Raw genomic sequence first — 19,492 nt, 5'->3', positions numbered from 1 at the left:
GCATCGTGCCTCCTCTTATTCGTACGTTGGATAGACGATGCCAATATCCTGAACACTGACGAACGTTCCATCCCTGTAAGCCAGCACTTCATTGCCATTGACTTCGAAAGTAGTCCGAGCCCCGTTCCACTCGACTTCCCCGCGGACCTTCTGTACGGACATCCCTGTTAAACCGAGCAGCTCTCCCTTGCGGTTCGTCCTCACCCTAATGCCGCCCGGGAACGTCATCCATATCGCGTTGTCCCGATACAGCACGGAGCCTTCTTTGCCGTTTACCAGCTCAAACCGAATGCCGTCTACCGTTCTGCTGTATGCCGTCTCTTCGGCGATTTCTTCGCCGTGGTCCAATGGGTACGGTCTTAAGGCCGTAAACCATAACTCGCCGTCCGGCGTAGGACGAATGCCGCACAGCCTTTCGACGAAGTCCAGCACGCATAGGATCGAAGGCGAATAAGCTTCCGTGTACCCTTCTTCCCCCGTCCATGGACTTATTGTCTGCCCGAATCTCTTCATCCGAGCGGCGGCGGACAGAATCGGCTGAATAACCCAGGTCAGCTCCACATGGCGGCCGTGTAGCTCGAACGCATGAGGCGCCCTGATGATGCTTAGGAAGTTCGATGTGCCCCCCCAGGTGTTGTAAGCGGAGGACGGGTCGAATCTGGGATCATCCATGGCGATAGACGTAAAAGGATATTTGGCGAAAAACTTGCGCGTATTGAGCAAATACCGCCCAAGCATCTCGTCGAAGAAGCCGCGGTCTCCAACCTCGCAAGCCATTACCCGCAGCAATACGTCGGACTGAATACGCACGAATCGCTCATGACGGTCGCGGTCATAAAAGAACCGATCCCGCTCGTCGAAGCAATAACCGAAAAGAGCCTCCAATGTCTGCTCTGCTTTGACGCCCCATCCCGAATCCGGAAGACCGAGCGTCTCCGCCATCTTGGCCAGATACAAACGCTGGCAATAGACGTTGGCCGTCAGATCCGGCGCGAGAAACGGGAGAACGGGCGAATTAGGATCGACAGAGGCAGGATCTCCTCCGTGCGGCGTATCCGGAACATGCCAAAACCTCGGCGATAGATCATGCCCCGTGTCAAATGTGCTAAACGCCTCGATGCAGCCGGTTCCGCGAGTATTGCGGTACTGCATCAGCCAGTCATCGTAGCGCTCCATGGCGCTGTACATGCGGTTAAGAAAGGCTTCGCCGCCGCCATTAAGACGGTAATGATTCCATACGGATCTCGCAAGCGGCGTCACCAGCTGAATTTGCCGGAAGGCCGGACCATGCTCCGTAACCTTGTAGGGCATTAACCCGTCTTTCCGCTGATGCTCGGCAAACGAGGCGAAGGTCGCTTCCGCGACGGAAGGCACGAACCGCGACAGCAGCTCCGCATTGATCGTGCCCGTGCTCTCCAGCCAGCAGCCCCGGTACACGCCTCCCTCGTGCAGGATAGGCGTCCCGCTTGCGCCGGTAGGCACGATGCAGCTCAGCAGCGATCTCATCGCGTTGCCGTGCGTCTCCTCCAACTGGCCGGAGGACGCCGCAAACGCGACGCCCCCTGCCACCCATTCTGCCGCGACCGCTTCGTGCTCGGGACTTAGACCGTTCGCCGAACCGAACCTTTCGCGGATATTACGGTTTCGTAATTTTTCCAGCAATTGTTCATTCATGATGAGAGATCACCTGCCATTATTGGTTGCTATTTAAAATTTTGACCGCGTTCTGGTAGAAATCCTTGACCGCCTGCTCTACCGTCTTGCGTCCGAAACCGATTTCCTGCACCGTTGTTTTGCCCATCTTCTCGAATTCGGCGTTGCCCGGAGGATTGTAGCTGACCGCGAACGGCTCGGTTTTCGTAGCGTCGGATACCCGGCTTGTGTAATCGTATACGATTTTGTCTACGTCGCTCGCTTCCGCTTCCAGCAGACTGCGGTTCTTCGACGTTACGGGCACGCCGCGGTTGTTGCCGAGAATCTTCGCCGCTTCCGGATCATTAATAAAGAAACTGATCAGCATACCGACTTCCTTTGGATGCTCCGTCTTCGCATAACCCGACAAACCTTGGCTGGATTCGAACACGACCCCGGTTCCCTTCGGTCCTCTCGGCAGCTGCACCATCGTCAGAGGGTCTTCCGTCAGTCCTTGATAAGCTCCGAGCTGATTGGAAGGAATGAGGTTCATCGCGGCTTTGCCGGAAGTGATCAACGATTTGCTGGGATCATCGATTGGATGCGATACCGCAAGCTCCGGCGTTACAACCCCGCCGCCTTCCGACGTCTTCGACCAGTAGCCGAACCAGTCCAGCGCGTTTTTCTCCTCGAAACCGAGCTTGCCGGCCGCCATGTCGTAGAGCTGGGCGCCGTTCTGCTTGTAGGCGATGTCCATGCCCTCGAACGTGAAGTTATACGTGCCGTAGTAGCCATCGCCAAGCTTGGCCGCGATCTCGTTGCTGATTCTGGCGTAATCGTCCCAGTTCCAGCCGTCCTGCGGCACGGGAATGCCCGCTTGCTCGAACAACTTCGTATTTACGACGATGCCCCTTGCATTCGCGCCTGCCGATACATGGACCAGCTTGTCGGCGAGCGTGCCATATTGAATCATCGCGGGATCCATGTCGGAGAGATCCAGTTCATTGCCGACGTACGGCGTCAGGTCCAGCAGCACATCCTTGTTCGCGTAATCGACAACGTTGCCTCCCAGGAAAAAGACGTCCGCTGCCGTTCCGGATGCAAGCTGCGTATTCAGCTTGTCGAAGTATCCGGATGAAGGAGCGAATTCCCCGATGACCTTGATGTTCGGATTTTTGTCCATGAACAGCTTCAGGACCTGGTTCGTAATATCGGCACGCGCCTGATCTCCCCACCACATGACGCGCAGCTCTACCTGCTCTCCTCCGCCGGCGTTGCTGCCGCCTGTACTGTCGGGGCTTGGCGAACTGCTTGCCGCGCCTCCCGCTCCCGTTCCTCCCGAGCAAGCCGTAGCCAGCATGCTGATCGCGACAACCGCACCTACTGCTAATTGACGTTTGGACATGTTGATCTCCCCCAATATCGTAAATGTGATTTGAATTCGCCTTACAACGTCATCTTACCGAATGACCGAAGGAAGCGGCATACCATTCCTTCGGCACTTGACTTATCATTTTTTCGGGTGCCTTCGCCCGCTTTACTTTAATCCCGTCGTCGCGATGCCTTCCAGGAAGTAACGCTGGAAGACGAGGAATACGGCCGTTATCGGAAGCAGGGACAAGGCCGACATGGCCAGCAGCGCTCCCCAGTCCGAGGAACCGCTTGGGTCGAACAACGCCCGAATCCCGAGCTGCACGGTAAACAGACGAATATCGCTCAGATATATCATTTGGCTAAAGAAGTCGTCCCAGGTCCAGATGAATGTAAAGATCGCGGTTGTAATAAGCGCCGGCGTCAGCAATGGCAGCATGATGCGGAAATAAATTTGTTTGTAGTTGCAGCCGTCGATCGTCGCGCTTTCGTCGAGGTCCTTCGGTATCCCCCGAATAAACTGCACCATAAGCAGAATAAAAAACGAGTCGGTCGCCAGCCACTTCGGCAGGACGAGCGGGTAATACGTATTGATCCAGTGCAGCTCGTTAAAGATGACGTATTGCGGCACCAGCGTTACATGGTAAGGCAGCATGATCGTCACAAGCATAAGGGCGAACCAAAGCTTGCCGAACGAAAACTTTAGCCTGGCGAACGCGAACGCCGCAAGCGAGCAAGTTATAACGTTGCCAAGCACGCTAAGGATGGAGATGACAAACGAATTCGCGAAAAATCGGCCGAACGAAATCCCCTGAAAACCAGCCCAGCCGTTCTTGTAATTGTCCAGCGTAAACGTAGCGGGCCATAAGGAAGGGTCGGAGAAGATGAGCTGATTCGGCTTGAAGGAGCTGGCGATCAGCCATAACACGGGATAAATCATCAGCAGTCCCAAAGCGATGACGGGCAGATGCTTGAGCGGCCCGGCAAGTCTGGTTTTCATAGTAGTTGCGGTAGTCATGCCCTCCTTACCTCCCTTCCTTATTATCGCCATAGAATACCCAATATTTCGAAGTGACGAAAATGACGGCCGTCAACAATCCGATAATCAGCAGCATGATCCAGGCGAGCGCCGATGCATACCCCATTTCGAAGAACGAGAACCCTTTCAGATACAGGTACAGGGTGTAGAACATTGTTGCGTCAAGCGGGCCGCCGCGGCCGTCGCCGATGACGAATGCAGGCGTGAATGCCTGGAACGAATTGATGACGCCCATAACAAGATTAAAGAAAATGACGGGCGTCAGCATGGGCAGCGTAATGCGGCTGAACCGTCTCCAGCCATTGGCGCCATCCACTTGCGCCGCTTCGTATAGATCGGCGGGAATCTGCTTGAGACCGGCAAGGAAGATAACCATTGCCGAACCGAACTGCCACACGGATAACGTCACGATCGTGTGAATAATATAGTCGGGATGGGCAATCCAGGACGGCCCTTCGATGCCAAGCCAGGCCAGAGCGCGGTTGACCGCGCCGGTTCCGTCGAAAATCTGGCGCCAGACGATCGCGATCGCCACGCTTCCTCCAAGCAGGGATGGAATGTAATACACCGTCCGATACAAGCCGATCGCGCGCAGCCCTTTATTCAGCACCATGGCGATCATTAGCGCGAACGCCAGTTTGAGCGGCACGGAGAGGAACACATATTTAAACGTCAGCCACAAGGAGCCTCTAAACGTGTCGTCCTCAGCAAAGATGCGCGCGTAGTTCTCGACTCCGATCCAGGTCGGCGGGGACAGCAGCGTGTATTTCGTAAGCGACAAGTACAGCGAGCCGGCCATCGGTCCGGCCGTCAACAGGAAAAATCCGAGCAGCCACGGCAGCAGAAACAGATACGCCGTCCGATTCTGATCGCGAGCCAAGGATTTGCGTGAAGTTCCCATGGCAAAGCCCCCTTCGAGTGATGAATGCACGATCAAACGTGCTGTACATTCATCATAAGCAAGGAGGCTTTTCGTTAACATCTTATTTCTTCGGGAGTTCGCTATCGTTTTTTTCAGATGGGCGCTGGCGATATTCGGACGGAGACAAGCCGTACATCCGTTTGAACCGGGAGCTGAAGTAGCTCGGATTGGAGAAACCCGTCAGCTCGGATATGTCCCACAGCCCGAGGGACGTCTCCGTCAGAAGCTTGGCCGCATGTCCCATTCGCACATCCGATACATACCCAATGAACGTCTTCCCCGTCTTCGCCTTGAACAATTCCGAGAAGTAAGACGGGTTGTAGTTGAATTTCTCGGCTAGCGAGGTCAGGTTCAGCTCGTACATGTAATTTTCGTCGATGTAGGCCCGGGAAGCTTCGATGGCGGAAATCTCCGCGTCTTCTCCGCGTTCGCCCAACCGGTCGACGACGGAACCCGCCAGCTTGCGGAGATGGTCGGCCGCCAGCTCCGGCGTCCGAAGTTGCAAAGCGATATCCGGACGCAGCCATAAGGAGTCTTTGCCGTCGAAGGGAGCTCCTGCTTGCTCCGCAAACGATTCTATCGCGAGATGAAGCCGGAAGATCGTCTTCACCAGCATCGTTCTGGAATATTGCTGCGCCTCCACCAACGACTCCATGACGAGCCGTCCGAACGTTTCCAGCTCTCCCTTCTTCAGCACGCGGTGAAGCAGCTGAACCTTCTCTTCCGGTAGAAATGCCGACTCCTCCGAGGGGCGATCCGTTTGGCGGCCGTTGCCTTCCGACAGATGCCAGGACAGCAAAGCGGTGGAATATCCTTCCCTCCACTGGGCAAATCCCGTTACGGCTTCCCCGATGCCTATCGTCGGCTCGAAGCCGAGATGGCTGCGTACGGCTCCCCTTAGCTCGTCCATATAGGCATGGGCTTGACCTTTGTCGCCGCGGACGATGGCATGTACGAGACCGGGATAATGCTCGTCCCTGAATATTAGCACGGCATCCTCCCTGCGCTCGGCCAGCTCGCGGCAGAGCAGCTCGAAGGGAAGCCGAAATTGACGCGCGGGACGGCTCTCTTCTCCTTCGGAGCGCTCCAGCAGTCCTGCGCTTACGAACCACACGGCGCCTTCGTTCCACGCTTCCAGTCCGAATCGCTTCGCCCGCTCCAGACGTCCGCCGGGCTCCTCCGCGCCTCCCCTCGCCAATTGCAAGAGGAATCCGTCCCTCAGCTCCTTATAGTACCGGGAGAGCTGCCACTCCATATCTTTGGCGCGCCGCGCGTCCTCTACTTCCTTATCGAGTTCCGTCTTGACTTTTACGAGCGCATCCGTCAGCTCGTCGCGCGCGACTGGCTTGAGCAAATAATGTCTCGCTTGGTGACGAACAGCCGCATGGGCGTATTGGAAATCCTCGTAGCCGGTCACCACGATGAGACAAATGCCGGGATCCAGCCTCCTGCAAGCCTCCAGAAACGACAAGCCGTCCATGACCGGCATATTCATATCCGTTATAACGATGTCGCAGGGCTCCTGCTCCAGCAGCTCCAGCGCTTCCTTGCCGTTGGAGGCTTCCCCCGCGATTCGCAGTCCAAGCGCCTCCCAATCCACCTTGAGCCGGATGCCTTGCCGGATCTCCTGCTCGTCATCCACGATCATCACGTTGTACATCGCTTAGTTCCTCCTGTATCGGAATGAGCAGCGCAATGGAGGCGCCGCCGAGTTCGCTTGTTCCGATATGGAACCGGAACAAGTCCCCGTAATAGAGACCGCACCTTGCAAGCACGTTGCCGAGCCCGATCTGCTTGCTCTTGCTCACGAGCACATCCTCCATTCGGGCACTCAGCGTTTTGTCCCGCAGCTCGTTGATTGTCTCCTCGGGAATGCCTGGACCATTGTCTTCCACGACTAGTCGGATATGGCCTTCTGCCCGCTCCGCCCATACATCCACGTAGACTTCCGTGCCGTGCCTGAATCCGTATTTCACGGCGTTTTCGATCAGAGGCTGGAGTATGAACTTGATGACGGTGTGCCGTTCCAATCCTTCCGTCTTGTCGATGGAAAGGTGGAGGCGGTCGCCGAAGCGCACGCGAAGGATAGAGGCGTAATCGCCTGCGTATTTGAGTTCATCCCCCAGGCTCACAATATCGTCGCTCATGCGCAAGGAAAAGCGCATCATCCTTCCTAGCGATTCGATAACGTCCACATTGTCATCCGTTCGCTTCTGCATGGCCAGACTGCTCATCAGCTCCAGCGTGTTGAACAGAAAGTGCGGATTGATCTGCATAAGCAGCGCCTTGTATTCCGCCTGCTGACGGAGCAGCTTCAGCTCAAATTCCGTCTTGATGTGCTGACGAAGCTGGACGACCATCTTCCGGAACGTCGATGTTGCAAAACCGACCTCATTGCGAAGCCCCACTTCCGGCGGCATTCGAAGCTCCGCCTGGGCGAAGTCGCCGCGCTGGACGTGCCGCATGGCTGCGACGAGGCGGGACAGCGGTTTGGAGATGCTGTGGGACAGCCATATCGCGAGCCCGACGGATAACAGGAGCACCAGCGTGGCGATCGCGATCATGCTTTGGCGGAGGTCGAACAGCTCCGCGTACAGATCGCTCTCCGGCACGATGCCGACCAGCATCCAGTTCGTCCGCTTCAGCTTTTTAAAGACGATGATCTCCCTCTGACCGCTTGAATTGTCCGAATGGATGACGCCTTGCTTGCGTGAGTCCAGCTTAAGCGTTCGCACCAGCTCCGTCCTCTCCTCCGTCGGCTCGAAGCCTTCTTGGCCGAGCATCGGCAGCCCGTTGGAGCCAAGCAGATGGATGGAGCCCGTAACTCCCAGGTGAATCCGGTCCAGCGGCTCCAGGAAATAGTCGGTGCTTACATTGATTTTCATGAAGGCGTTTGCATGTCTGGGCTCGAACTCGGCGATAGGCATAATCATGCTGACGACGGGATTGTCATTATTAAAACGCCGCTCGACAAGGTCGACATGCCCGGCCACCCAGCGTTCCCCCTTTCCCTTGAAATCCCGATACCAGCTCTCTCCGAGAAACGTCGCATCTTCCCCGAATTGATTTTCGCCGCTGACCCACAAACCGTCATCCCGGTACACCGTTACGCGCTGCACGCTCGTATAGCTGTTGGTCGCTTGGGTAAGGAAGGTGCTCATCTCCAGGTTGGAAAGGATTTTCTCTCCCGTAGGCAAGCCCTCCTCCCCGAGCCGATCGTCCCAGTCGCGTGTCGTCTCATTGTTGAACACGAGCGAAGCGACATCGTATACTCCCATCTGAACCATGTCTACATAGGAGCCGTACTCCTCCATCTTCTCCAGCGCGGAGGACTCCAGTTGAGAGAGGATGATCGACCGCGATTCGTTAAACAAGACGGCCGACAACGCGCCGAAGGACAACACGAACAATAAAATAAAGATTGCGATCAGCCTGCTTTTGAGCGAGTAGAACATAACCTTCCTCCCAGCCTGTTACTCATCAGAAATCGCCGAACACGGAATTTCCAGCTTGACTCGGGTTCCATGGCCTTCGCTGCTGCTGATGTCCAGCCTGTGTCCGTACAGCATCTGAAGCCGACGGTTGACGTTGCTTATGCCGATCCCTCCAGACTTCCCCTGCTCCAGCATATGCAGCTTGTCCTCGCTCATACCGACGCCGTCGTCCTCAACCACGATTTCGATCGTCGCCCCGATTCGCCGCACGGCAATTTGTACAGTCCCCCCGGACGGCTTTTGTCCGATTCCGTGCCGCACAGCGTTCTCGACTATCGGCTGAAGCGTCAGGGGCGGTATCATGCAATGCAATTTTTCGTCCGCTTCATAATGGATCTGCAGCCTTTGCCCGAAACGCAGCTGCTCGATAGCCGTGTATGCTTTGACCAGTTCAAGCTCGCGGCTCAAAGCAACCATTTCGCTATCGAATACAAACGTAAATTTGGAGCGCAAGTAGGTCGTTAGATGATTGATCGTTTCGCGAAGCTTATCCGTATCCTTATAGCTTAGTCCTACCAAACTGTTTAAGGTGTTATACAAAAAATGCGGCGTAATTTGCGCCTGGAGAAAGTCCATTTCCCTGCGTATCGCGTTTTCCGAAGAGCTTTTCATCGCGAGCAGCGACTGCATCCTTGCTTTCAATTCCGCTAGCTCGAACGGCTTCTGCACGATATCATTAGCCCCTGCCGCGAAGGAGGCTACAATGTCGCCTGTCTGCCCCGAGGCTGTCAGCATCAGCACAGGCAGCTCCGCAAGTCCTTGCGTGGACCGGATGGCTCGACATACCTCCCGACCCGATATTCCCGTCAGCATCAAGTCGAGCAATATCAAGTCGGGATTGGAGGATCCCCGCAATGCCTCAAGCGCCTCTTCCCCGCTGTTTACCGCCGTGTATCCATAACGCAAGGAAGTGACAGCATCGATTAACACTTTAATATTAGAAGGTTCGTCATCTACGATAAGAACATGAAATTGCGCCTCGAGATCCCCTTGCGAAACACCGGACATCATATCGATCGCAGACGGCTCACCCTCCATCGCTGCAGCTGCTTCTTCCGATTGTTTGTCGATCGGCAGCGTAAAGGAAAATGTAGAGCCGCGGCCTACCGTTGACTCCACATGGAGCTTGCCTCCGTGGAGCTCTACCAATTGCTTCGTAATGCCAAGCCCCATACCAATACCGATGCCAAAACTTCTGCGGACAGGATCCTTGCCTTCGTCCTCATACTTTACAAAAGGCTGAAAAATTTCGGCGAGCGCTTGGGCCGGAATGCCAATCCCGGTATCGGTCACGGTTACGACCAGGAGATCATCCTTCCGCTCGGCTGCTATACTTACCGTTCCGCTTTCCGTAAAATTCAATCCGTTCTCCAGCAAGTTGTGCAAAATCTGCTTTAACCGGTTTTCATCGGCGATGACCAGAGGCAGCTCGCTTGGCAGCCCGTTGACGAGCCTCACTTCCTTATTGACAGGTGCAATTGACAACGTCTCCATAACGAATTGAACGGAATTTCCGAGATTGACCGAAGTAGGATGAATCAATAGCTGACCATGCTTGATCCGGTTCATGTCCAGTATATCGTGTACGATTCCGGCGAGACGCCGCCCCATCAGATGAAGCAGGCGGATGTTGTCGCGATGGTCGTCTTGCAGAGGGCGATCCCGGTTGTCAAGCAACGACTGGGACAAGTTAATGATGCCATGCAACGGCGTTCGCAATTCATGCGATGTTTTGACCAAAAAATCGTCTTTCTGGCGGTCATAGATCAGTAGCTGCTCGGCCAGCTGCGTACTCTTGCGAAAATTCTCCTGAAGCCGCTCCGACATAAGCAAGGCCTGGGACAAGACGAGCAGCAGCGGAGTAACGATCATGTAGAAAGGGTTATCCAATGCGAGCTGATAACGCAATTGCGCAAAGAGCCAGGTCACGATCAGGAAGAAGACGCCTAGCAGCGTATAATAACTGCCATGTACGCCCCTGCTGCGACTGCGGAACACGCTGTACACGATCGTCGCGAATACGGCGAATTGAACCGGTATGGCCAGCCAAAGCGTCGATGGCAAATAGCGGTTGGGCAATACGATAATAAGCGCCAAAAACGCATACGCGAATCTGCATAACCAAATAAATACGACATTTTTTTGTTGACCGAGGTAGTTGTGTACATAGCTGGCAAAAAAATAAAACGCGAGCAGAGATAAAATAAAAATCAGCTTTTGCAGCAACGAAAAAGGGAGTCCCGGAAATAGAATCATCGCCAATATTTCATTGTCGATGCTGAAAAACAAACCGATCGACAAACAAAAAAAGCAGAAATGCAATAAATACCTTTCCTTGCCCCATTGTCTAAACATGCCCGCATAATATAATCCGAATGCCAGCATGATGGTGATCAATGTCATGTCGGCCAGTCGCGCGGCATCGAGTTGAGCCTTTACATCGTTCGTAAACCCGAAATCCGGAGCCTGAACGACTCCTCCTCCCAAATAGTCGTAGCTGGCTACTTGAATGATGATTTCCGCCACGCCTTGCTCCAGCATAACCGATCCGAAGAAGGGAGCGTTGCTTGGGACAAATTGTTCAGCCGCTATGGACGGATTCCCGTTTCCTCCAATATCGAAGCCATTTATATAAATACGGCTGGACAACCGGATTTTATTGGCGCGCAAACTATAGATTCCCGTCTCGTTCACATGCAACAGCAATCGATAGGTGGCGGCGCCGTGACCGTTATTGTAACCGGAAGTGAACATCTTCTTCAAGCTGCCCGGCACTTGAACAACCTCTCTCGATGATTCAAGCCGCGCTGCGTCCGCCCGGAAGTCATCCGGCCCGAGCAGCATGTTCTCGTACAGCTCCCACTCGCCTCGCAGCTCCAGTACGCCATCGTCCGCAAAACTCCAGCCCCTCGCGTCCAGGAGGCCGTCGACGGCCTCGATCTTCCGATCGGAAGGAGAAAGCCACTGGTATACGCTAAATATATTAACAAGACCGAATATGACGATCATCCCGAACAAAACAATATGTTTGCTGTACATGTATGCCATCCTGCTCCAATCCTCTAGCTCCATCCTCTACATAACATTCTGCATGAATCGACACGATCCTCCTCCCGTTCGACAACAATCCCGGTTCAGGCAAATACGTACAGCAAAACCCAGTACCTTAGGCGGTACTGGGTCACAAATACCCGGATTGCTTGTTCACGACTGGCGTGGGCTCCAGAGCTTTTCGACAGCCCTTTGTTTATTTGGGACTGGCAGCCTGACTGACAACGGCATCCCAGCCTATGCTGCGGAACCAGAGCTTGTCCTGATTTTCGAACAGGGCGACCTTGACGTATTCGATCATATTCGAAGGCAGCCCGCTCAGCGGGAACCATCTCAGTTCCTCGCATTTATGCGGCTCCATGTTCATGATCTCGCCTTTCCAGGCCCTTACGGTTAGATAAAAATCGATCCACTCCGAACCGGATCCGTTAGGATTCCTGCGATGGGTTACGCCGGTCACCTCCAGCTCGGACGGGTCAATATCGACGCCGGCCTCTTCTTTAGCCTCTCTAATCGCGGCCGCCTTCACTTCTTCATTGCCATCGATCCGTCCCGCCACCACGCTCCACTTGCCATCCTCGAAGCCCGTATTTTTCCGCTTTAGCAACAACACTTCATCTTCACGGAAAAAAAGGAGATGCACCGCTCCGTAAAATACAGGCGTTCTTTTAACAACAACTTCCGCCATGCTGCTCGTTTCCCCTTCTCCATTCGTTTCTTCGCCAACCCGGCAATAAAAACCGTCAAAAAGAACAAACAGCTTTAAGTGGACCGCCGCTGCTGGTTTTGTTTGATTCGATCCTCCGTCCCCTGCTCCGAGGCATGATAGAACGTCTTGCCCGCGATTGGATCCGGCAAGTACTGCTGCTTGACGTAATGGCCAGGATAATCATGCGGATATTTGTACCCCTCGTGGCCGAGCTCCGCGGAGCCCTTATAATGGGTATCGCGCAGATGCAGCGGAACTTCGGCATTGCCCGCCCGCTCGATCGCGCTCATTACATTGCCGATCGCAATGGCTGTCGCGTTGGACTTGGGACTCTCCACGGCAAATAGAATCGCTTGGGCGATGTTGTATTTGGCCTCGGGCCAGCCGATCTTGTGATAAGCGTCCATCGCCGTTACGGCTTGTATCATTGCTTGCGGATTCGCAAGTCCGATGTCCTCGCTGCATGCGACGATAAGTCTGCGAATAAACGTCATGGGATCCATGCCGAGCCTCTCCACCGCGTAGAGAAACCAGAACAACGCAGCGTCGCTGGAGCCGCGCACGCTCTTGTGAAACGCAGAGAGCACGTCGTATTGCGTGGACAGATCCGCCCGGATGGTCGGCTTGCGTATGGACTCCTGCGCCACCTCCAGCGTCAGCTGGACGGTCCCATCCGGTTGCGAGGGCGTCGTCACCGCCGCCAGCTCAAGCGCGTTGAGCGCACGCCTGATATCGCCTCCGGCCATCGCCGCGATGTGGCTCAGCGCATCCTCGTCCGCCTGCAGCTGCATAAAGCCCAGCCCCCGCTCCGCATCTGCAAGCGCACGCCTCATCGCTTCCAGCGCGTGACGCTCTTCCAGCGCCTGCAGCTGGAACAATGTCGAGCGCGACAACAAGGCTCCGTTAACATGATGGAACGGATTTTCGGTCGTTGCTCCGATAAATACGATGATGCCTTGCTCCACAGCCGGCAGCAGCGCGTCCTGTCTCGACGTATTGAAACGATGGACCTCATCGAGGAACAAAATCGTTTTCTTGCCGTACAACGTCTTGTTGCTGCGAGCGCGGTCGATAACGTCGCGAACATCCTTGACGGAAGCGTCAACGGCGTTCAGCTTAACAAAGTCTCCCTTCGTTGTCAGGGAGATGATATGGGCTAACGTCGTTTTGCCGCAGCCGGGGGGGCCGTACAGCAGAATCGACGATACTTGATCGCCTTGGATGGCTCGTCTGAGCAGCTTGCCCTCGCCCACGATATGTTCTTGTCCGATATATTCGTCCAGCGTCCGGGGTCTCATCCGGTCCGCCAGCAGCTTGGCTCGCGGCGACTCTTCTTCCTGGTACGTAAACAAATCCATGGCACAGCTCAATCCTTCATACGAAAATGATGTAATGATAAATCAATCATAGCATATCCGTACAAACGTTCGCCACCTATACGCGGCCCCAGTACAGCTCCGTATCGTAAACAATCGTCACGAATCCCTTCTCCTGGTTGGCTTCGAAGATCGAAGCAAGTTTCTCCATCATAGGCTCATGATTGGGATGCCCCGGCAGCGGGCAATAAGAGGAAGAGAGCAGTCTTCCCTTTACGCCTTCGGCATCCAACCGCTGCTCCGACGCAAATACATCAAGAGCGGGTCCTCCATCTCGGAAAAACGAAGCGATAGTAGCGGGCGTTATATATTTATGCGCCACCTTCTCGTAATCCGTTCCGTAATCGAGGAGCAACTGCTCGAATTGGTCCAAGAATGGCGTTCCTTTTGTTCGCCTGGAATTCCAGATGAGCGCGACCTGCCCATCCGGCTTCAGAATGCGGCGGAATTCTTCTCGGGCAGCAGCTCTGTCGAACCAGTGAAACGACTGCGCGCAGACGATATGATTTACCGACTCATCTTCCAGTTCAGTCACTTCCGCGGAAGCCGCGACGGACGTGTAACGCGAATTATCCGCATGTCTTTTTTCCGCCGCTCCCCTCATGGCTTCATTAGGCTCGATGGCCACGACTCTGCTGCCGCGGTCCAGCAACAGACCGGAGAAGATGCCAGTGCCCGCTCCAACATCGGCAATGATGCTTTCCTTGGAGAAGCCGACCTTTGAATACAGAAAGTCCATCGCCGCGGCCGGGTAACTTGGTCGATACTTCACATAAGAATCCACGCGTTCCGTAAATCGTTCCTTGCTATTCAGGCTGCTCATCTCTTTTTTCCTCCTTCGACATGGTCGTTACTCCGTCGCTATCGTATTGCAGAAATTCCAGCCGATTGCCGAACGGATCCTCCGCGAACAATCGTTGCAGTCCTTCATCTTCCCTCAGCGCATCGTCAGTGACAGGAACTCCTGCCTCGACCAGTCTGTTACGAAGCTCATCCAAACCGATCATCGCGAAGCCAGGATGCGCCTTCTTCGCAGGTCGAAAATCTGCCTGAACGCCGATATGAACCTCGTGCATTCCGCATCGAAACCAAGCTCCGCCGCGCGCCTGCAGGCTCGCCGGCTTGGGCAGCTCCTCCCATCCCAAAACGCCGCCGTAGAAACGTCTCGCTTCGGCTTCGCATCCCGCTGGGGCAGCAAGTTGCACATGGTCGATGCCCGTGAAACGAATGGTCATCCGCATTACCTCCTTTTGAGGTTCGAACGTCGATCGGTTCTTCGTCGACCGGTCCCTTATACATGTTTACTTTTGATCCGAGACAAACGCAGGTATATCCATCAACAGTAAACGAATACTCAACAGATTGCACGTTGGAGTTTCGCATGGTGAAACCGTGTTTTGTTTCTTTATGTGACATATTTTATCCCACTTTCGATATTCGCACAATCGCTTAACGGATCTATTTTTTAAACTAATTCTTCAGCACCGGCGAGGGCTCATTATAGCTGATTTTTCAGCTATATCCGGCGGATCCACACCAGCGAGGCCTCATTATAGCTGATTTTTCTGCTATATCCGGCGAATCCACACCAGCGAGGCCTCATTATAGCTGATTTTTCTGCTATATCCGGCGAATCCACACCTTCGAGGGCTCATTATAGCTGATTTCTCAGCTATATCAGGCGGCTTCACACAGGCGAAGGCTCGTTACGGTGCTCGGTTTTTCATACACATTCGCTCGTCACCGCCTGCCAGCGCCCCACTATACTCGCTTTTTCATACACATTCGCTCATCACCGCCTGCCAGCACCCCATTGTACTCGCTTTTTCATACACATTCGTGCGTCACCGCCTGCCAGTGCCTCATTGTACTCGCTTTTTCATACACATTCGCTCATCACCGCCTGCCAGCGCCCCATTGTACTCGCTTTTTCATACACATTCGCTCGTCCCTGCCCCTCAGCACCCCTTTGTACTCGCTTTTTCATACACATTCACTCGTCCCCCACCCGCCAACGTTGCATTGTGCTCGGTTTTTCATACACATTTGTCCTTGTCCCCCCACCAACGTCGCGTTGAGCTCGGTTTTTCATGCACATATCTGACTTTTCAGCTATATTCAGCGCATCCACATCAGTCCCCCCATCGAAGCATTCTTTTATGCTTCGGTTCGCGGTTTGGCGTCTGAGTACATAGGCTGTGTGCGGGCACCATATAGTTGACTTTCCGACCAAAGTCGGGACGTGATTGGCTCGGGAAGTAGTTTGCCTCTTACAAAAACAACCGCCGCCGGACGAGTGCTTCACTCATCCGACGGCGGTTTCTATATACCTGATACATATGTCGACGTTTTGCCTGTAACATGAACCCGACATCAAAGTTGTCGTTGTCCCCGCAGTCTGTCGACGTTATAATCATTTACCCTAGTAGCCTGTCTGGTTTCGTAGTTAAACCTGCTGGCCTATCGACGGTTTCGTAGGTTAAACCCTACTTGTCTGTCAACGATTTCGTCGTTGACCCAGCCAGCCAACCAGCCGGACGACAGCCCCGTCCACGACTTACTTGTCAGTCGGACGCTTCCGCCCCTGCTCGAGCTTCTCGATCGTTGCCGCGACTCGCTTCGTTCGCGTGTCTTCGCGTTTCGCGTCCAGAATCCAGCGCAAATAATCGCGTTTCATGGAGTCGGTCAACGTTGCGAAGAAGTCCGCCGCGGCGGGAGAGGCTTGCAGAGCTTCGGTCAGATCGGCCGGCATTTCGGGCAAAGCCGCGTCAGCATCACGAATAACCTTGGAACGATTACCTGCGGTTTCCTGCTTCTGCCCCTGGTTCTGCTCCCGCTCCCGCTTGGCTCGCGTCTTGCCGGAATCGCCGACTCCCGCCGGACGGAACCGAAGGGCCGACCAAGTCTCGTTCATGGCTATATTGGAGACGGCATCCATGTCGAGCGCCTTCATAAACTGCCAGCCGCTGTCCCTGTTGACGTCCGTCTTGATGCCGGAAGAGCCCTTGGGATAGCTGATCCAAAGCAGCCCGTCCCACCGGACGGCGCCGATCGCCGCCGGAGCCCTCTCCGCCAATTCGGCCATGGACGATATGAACAGATGCACATAATCGTAGCTTGCCGAATCCAGCTTGACATCCGCATCCGGACTTAAGCCCGCCGTTGTCGGGAGGCCAAGCTCTCCTAACACATCGTAACCTGCCGGAGGGAACAAAACGATGGCCTTGGCGCCATCCGTCAGGCGAAGTTTGCGGACTAGCTCGGCGTTCATGTTTAGTTGCCCCCGCTTTCGAGCAGATCCTTCACCACGACGCTCACCATGATGAGTCCCGCCACGGGCGGAACGAACGAATTGCTCGACGGAGGCTGCTTGGCCTTCCGAATTTCAGGCGCGTTCTCCGGCACGATTTTTTGCGTCACGTCCTCGCGCGGCTTGATAGGATCCTCGTCCGAGAAGACGACCTTGACGCCGCGTTTGATGCCGTCCTTGCGCAGCTTCGTCCGTACGACCCGCGCGATCGGATCCGTGTGCGTCTTGGAGATGTCCGCCACCTTAAAGCGAGACGGGTCCATCTTGTTCGCCGCGCCCATGCTGGAGATGACGGGGATGCCCCGCTCCAGGCACTGCTTGATCAGATGCACTTTGTAGATGATCGTGTCGGATGCGTCGACGACGTAATCCAGCTCGTATTCGAACAGCTTCTCGTACGTCTCCTCCGTATAGAACATGCGAAGGGAAATCACGTCGCATTCCGGATTGATCAGCTTGATGCGGTCCTTCATCAGATCCGCCTTGGGCTGGCCGACCGTCGTCGTCAGCGCGTGAATCTGGCGGTTGATGTTCGTAATGTCGACAACGTCCTTGTCGATCAAAATAATCCGGCCCACGCCGGTGCGTGCCAGCGCTTCGGCGGCAATAGCTCCAACGCCGCCGATGCCGAGCACGGCCACCGTGCTGCCTTTCATAATATCGAGCCCCTCGGGGCCGATCGCAAGCTCCGTTCGCGAGAATTGATGCAGCATGTTCGCCGCCTCCTTCTTCCGTCTAAAGTCCGGACTACTGGTTGGATTCGCCGGCCGGCGCGCCTGCTGCCGCCGCGGCTACGGGCTTCGGCTTCAGAACCGTGCGGATATGCAGCTGCTCGAGCTGCGAAAGCTCGACCTCGGACGGAGCATCGCAGAGAAGGTCTGTCGCGCTTGCCGTCTTAGGGAAGGCGATCGTCTCTCTAAGGTTCGTACGGCCCGCAAGCAGCATGACCAGACGGTCGAAGCCGAACGCGATGCCGCCGTGCGGAGGCGTGCCGTAGTCGAACGCGTCCAGCAGGAAGCCGAACTTCTCGTGCGCTTCTTCCATGGTAAAGCCAAGCGCCTTGAACATTTGCTCCTGCACCTCGCGTTTGTAGATCCGCATGGAGCCGCCGCCTACTTCGTAGCCGTTCAGCACGAGATCGTACGCCTGAGCGCGGATCTTGCCCGGATCGGTGTCGAAGTAATGGAGATCCTCTTCCTTCGGACGCGTAAACGGATGATGCTCCGCCACGTAACGTTTCGCTTCTTCATCCCAGCCAAGCAGCGGGAAGTCTACAACCCAGGCAAACTTGAACTTGGAATCGTCGATCAGTCCGAGATCGCGTCCGAGCTTCAGACGCAGGTTGCCCAGCACGTCCGCCACAACCTTCGGTTTGTCGGCGGAGAACGTGAGTAGGTCGCCTTCCTCAACGCCAAGACGTTCCGTCAAAGCCGCGATTTCCTCTTCCTTCAGGAACTTCACGATAGGACCGCGCCATTCGCCGTCCTTTACCGTAATCCAGGCAAGGCCTTTGCCGCCGTAGCGCGCTGCAAACGGCTGCAGGTCGTCAAGCTCCTTGCGGCTCCAGCTCGCGCAGCCCTTGGCGTTGAGCGCCTTCACGACGCCGCCTCCAGCGGCCACGCTAGCGAATACCTTCACGTCGCTGCCGGAGACGATGTCCGTTATGTCTTCGATCTCCAGACCGAAGCGCAGATCCGGCTTGTCGGAGCCGTATTTGTTCATGGCGTCCGCATAAGTGATGCGTTGGAACGGAAGCTCCAGCTCTACGCCGACCGTCTCGCGAAGCAGCCTTGCGGACAATTGCTCCATCATGCCGAGCAGCTGGTCTTGGGAGAGGAAAGAAGTCTCGATGTCGACCTGCGTGAACTCGGGCTGACGGTCCGCGCGAAGATCCTCGTCGCGGAAGCAGCGCGCGATTTGATAGTAGCGCTCCAGGCCGCCGACCATAAGCAGCTGCTTGAAAATTTGCGGCGATTGCGGAAGAGCAAAAAATTCGCCTTCGTGCACGCGGCTAGGCACGAGGTAATCGCGAGCGCCCTCCGGCGTGCTCTTGGTCAGGATCGGCGTCTCGACTTCGATAAATCCTTCGTTGTCCAGGAAGTCGCGGAAAATCTTTGCGGACTTGGAACGAAGCAGAAGCGTCTTCTGCATTTCCGGACGGCGAAGATCCAGGTAACGATATTTCAATCGGAGCGACTCGTCGACTTCCACACCGTCCTCGATTGGGAACGGAGGCGTCTTGGCGGCGTTCATCACTTCGATTTCGGTTACGCGAATTTCGATTTCGCCGGTAGCCAGGTTCGCGTTGTACGTTTCCGGATCGCGCTCGACTACTTTGCCGGTTACCGCGAGCACGTATTCGTTGCGGGCGCGGTCGGCGATAGCCAAGGCATCTCCGGAGAAATCGGGGTTGAATACCGTTTGCACGATGCCCGTGCGGTCGCGAAGGTCGATAAATAATACTCCGCCAAGGTCGCGGCGACGCTGCACCCAGCCGTTCAAAGTAACCGTCTGGCCTACGTCCTTTTTCGTCAATGTTCCGCAGCTATGCGTCTTCAACATCATGTTCATCAAACTCCTCTTATTGG

General features: G+C 55.2%; 14 protein-coding genes. All 14 read right to left on the bottom strand.

Annotation, left to right across the window (positions count from 1 at the left end; translation table 11 throughout):
* Window positions 1–15: 15 nt before the first annotated feature.
* Window positions 16–1,674, bottom strand: a complete 1,659-nt coding sequence (locus tag KJW29_RS03885) for an MGH1-like glycoside hydrolase domain-containing protein (RefSeq protein ID WP_214628814.1) — start codon at window positions 1,672–1,674, stop codon at window positions 16–18.
* 19 nt (window positions 1,675–1,693) lie between these two features.
* Window positions 1,694–3,037 carry an ABC transporter substrate-binding protein gene (locus tag KJW29_RS03880; protein ID WP_214628813.1) on the bottom strand — a complete coding sequence of 448 codons (1,344 nt, stop codon included), beginning with the start codon at window positions 3,035–3,037 and terminating at the stop codon, window positions 1,694–1,696.
* Between the two features lie 132 nt (window positions 3,038–3,169).
* Entirely contained in the window at window positions 3,170–4,021 is an 852-nt protein-coding gene (locus KJW29_RS03875) for a carbohydrate ABC transporter permease (RefSeq protein ID WP_246608563.1), read from the bottom strand.
* Between the two features lie 7 nt (window positions 4,022–4,028).
* Window positions 4,029–4,943 carry a carbohydrate ABC transporter permease gene (locus KJW29_RS03870; protein WP_087566468.1) on the bottom strand — a complete coding sequence of 305 codons (915 nt, stop codon included), beginning with the start codon at window positions 4,941–4,943 and terminating at the stop codon, window positions 4,029–4,031.
* 82 nt (window positions 4,944–5,025) lie between these two features.
* Window positions 5,026–6,624, bottom strand: coding sequence for a response regulator (locus tag KJW29_RS03865; RefSeq protein ID WP_214628812.1), 1,599 nt, complete (start codon window positions 6,622–6,624; stop codon window positions 5,026–5,028).
* Window positions 6,599–8,419, bottom strand: coding sequence for a cache domain-containing sensor histidine kinase (locus KJW29_RS03860; RefSeq protein ID WP_214628811.1), 1,821 nt, complete (start codon window positions 8,417–8,419; stop codon window positions 6,599–6,601). Before KJW29_RS03860 ends, KJW29_RS03865 begins: the two co-directional genes overlap by 26 nt.
* Window positions 8,420–8,437: 18 nt before the next feature.
* A complete protein-coding gene (locus tag KJW29_RS03855; protein ID WP_214628810.1) occupies window positions 8,438–11,497 on the bottom strand; it encodes an ATP-binding protein in 3,060 nt (1,019 codons plus the stop codon).
* 208 nt (window positions 11,498–11,705) lie between these two features.
* Window positions 11,706–12,197, bottom strand: coding sequence for an NUDIX hydrolase (locus tag KJW29_RS03850; RefSeq protein WP_214628809.1), 492 nt, complete (start codon window positions 12,195–12,197; stop codon window positions 11,706–11,708).
* A gap of 74 nt (window positions 12,198–12,271) precedes the next feature.
* Window positions 12,272–13,576 (bottom strand): replication-associated recombination protein A, encoded by a 1,305-nt coding sequence (locus KJW29_RS03845; protein WP_214628808.1) that lies wholly within the window; start codon window positions 13,574–13,576, stop codon window positions 12,272–12,274.
* A gap of 76 nt (window positions 13,577–13,652) precedes the next feature.
* Window positions 13,653–14,417 (bottom strand): class I SAM-dependent methyltransferase, encoded by a 765-nt coding sequence (locus tag KJW29_RS03840; protein WP_214628807.1) that lies wholly within the window; start codon window positions 14,415–14,417, stop codon window positions 13,653–13,655.
* Window positions 14,401–14,829 (bottom strand): VOC family protein, encoded by a 429-nt coding sequence (locus tag KJW29_RS03835; protein ID WP_214628806.1) that lies wholly within the window; start codon window positions 14,827–14,829, stop codon window positions 14,401–14,403. The genes KJW29_RS03840 and KJW29_RS03835 overlap by 17 nt, the downstream gene beginning before the upstream one ends.
* Before the next feature lie 1,322 nt (window positions 14,830–16,151).
* Window positions 16,152–16,865: a YdeI/OmpD-associated family protein gene (locus tag KJW29_RS03830; RefSeq protein ID WP_214628805.1), complete on the bottom strand. Its 714-nt coding sequence runs from the start codon at window positions 16,863–16,865 to the stop codon at window positions 16,152–16,154.
* A 2-nt stretch (window positions 16,866–16,867) separates the two neighbouring features.
* Window positions 16,868–17,617 carry a tRNA threonylcarbamoyladenosine dehydratase gene (locus KJW29_RS03825; protein WP_087566477.1) on the bottom strand — a complete coding sequence of 250 codons (750 nt, stop codon included), beginning with the start codon at window positions 17,615–17,617 and terminating at the stop codon, window positions 16,868–16,870.
* A gap of 34 nt (window positions 17,618–17,651) precedes the next feature.
* Window positions 17,652–19,469: an aspartate--tRNA ligase gene (aspS, locus tag KJW29_RS03820; RefSeq protein WP_087566898.1), complete on the bottom strand. Its 1,818-nt coding sequence runs from the start codon at window positions 19,467–19,469 to the stop codon at window positions 17,652–17,654.
* Window positions 19,470–19,492: the final 23 nt, after the last annotated feature.

It is taken from the genome of Paenibacillus agaridevorans, assembly GCF_018604145.1.
GTDB lineage: Bacteria > Bacillota > Bacilli > Paenibacillales > Paenibacillaceae > Pristimantibacillus > Pristimantibacillus agaridevorans.
This window is presented reverse-complemented; position numbering and strand designations above follow the sequence as displayed.

Coding starts and splice junctions, on each gene's coding strand:
- KJW29_RS03885 (WP_214628814.1), bottom strand. CDS start 1,674: ATGAATGAACAATTGCTGGAAAAATTACGAAACCGTAATATCCGCGAA.
- KJW29_RS03880 (WP_214628813.1), bottom strand. CDS start 3,037: ATGTCCAAACGTCAATTAGCAGTAGGTGCGGTTGTCGCGATCAGCATG.
- KJW29_RS03875 (WP_246608563.1), bottom strand. CDS start 4,021: ATGACTACCGCAACTACTATGAAAACCAGACTTGCCGGGCCGCTCAAG.
- KJW29_RS03870 (WP_087566468.1), bottom strand. CDS start 4,943: ATGGGAACTTCACGCAAATCCTTGGCTCGCGATCAGAATCGGACGGCG.
- KJW29_RS03865 (WP_214628812.1), bottom strand. CDS start 6,624: ATGTACAACGTGATGATCGTGGATGACGAGCAGGAGATCCGGCAAGGC.
- KJW29_RS03860 (WP_214628811.1), bottom strand. CDS start 8,419: ATGTTCTACTCGCTCAAAAGCAGGCTGATCGCAATCTTTATTTTATTG.
- KJW29_RS03855 (WP_214628810.1), bottom strand. CDS start 11,497: ATGTACAGCAAACATATTGTTTTGTTCGGGATGATCGTCATATTCGGT.
- KJW29_RS03850 (WP_214628809.1), bottom strand. CDS start 12,197: ATGGCGGAAGTTGTTGTTAAAAGAACGCCTGTATTTTACGGAGCGGTG.
- KJW29_RS03845 (WP_214628808.1), bottom strand. CDS start 13,576: ATGGATTTGTTTACGTACCAGGAAGAAGAGTCGCCGCGAGCCAAGCTG.
- KJW29_RS03840 (WP_214628807.1), bottom strand. CDS start 14,417: ATGAGCAGCCTGAATAGCAAGGAACGATTTACGGAACGCGTGGATTCT.
- KJW29_RS03835 (WP_214628806.1), bottom strand. CDS start 14,829: ATGACCATTCGTTTCACGGGCATCGACCATGTGCAACTTGCTGCCCCA.
- KJW29_RS03830 (WP_214628805.1), bottom strand. CDS start 16,865: ATGAACGCCGAGCTAGTCCGCAAACTTCGCCTGACGGATGGCGCCAAG.
- KJW29_RS03825 (WP_087566477.1), bottom strand. CDS start 17,617: ATGCTGCATCAATTCTCGCGAACGGAGCTTGCGATCGGCCCCGAGGGG.
- aspS (WP_087566898.1), bottom strand. CDS start 19,469: ATGATGTTGAAGACGCATAGCTGCGGAACATTGACGAAAAAGGACGTA.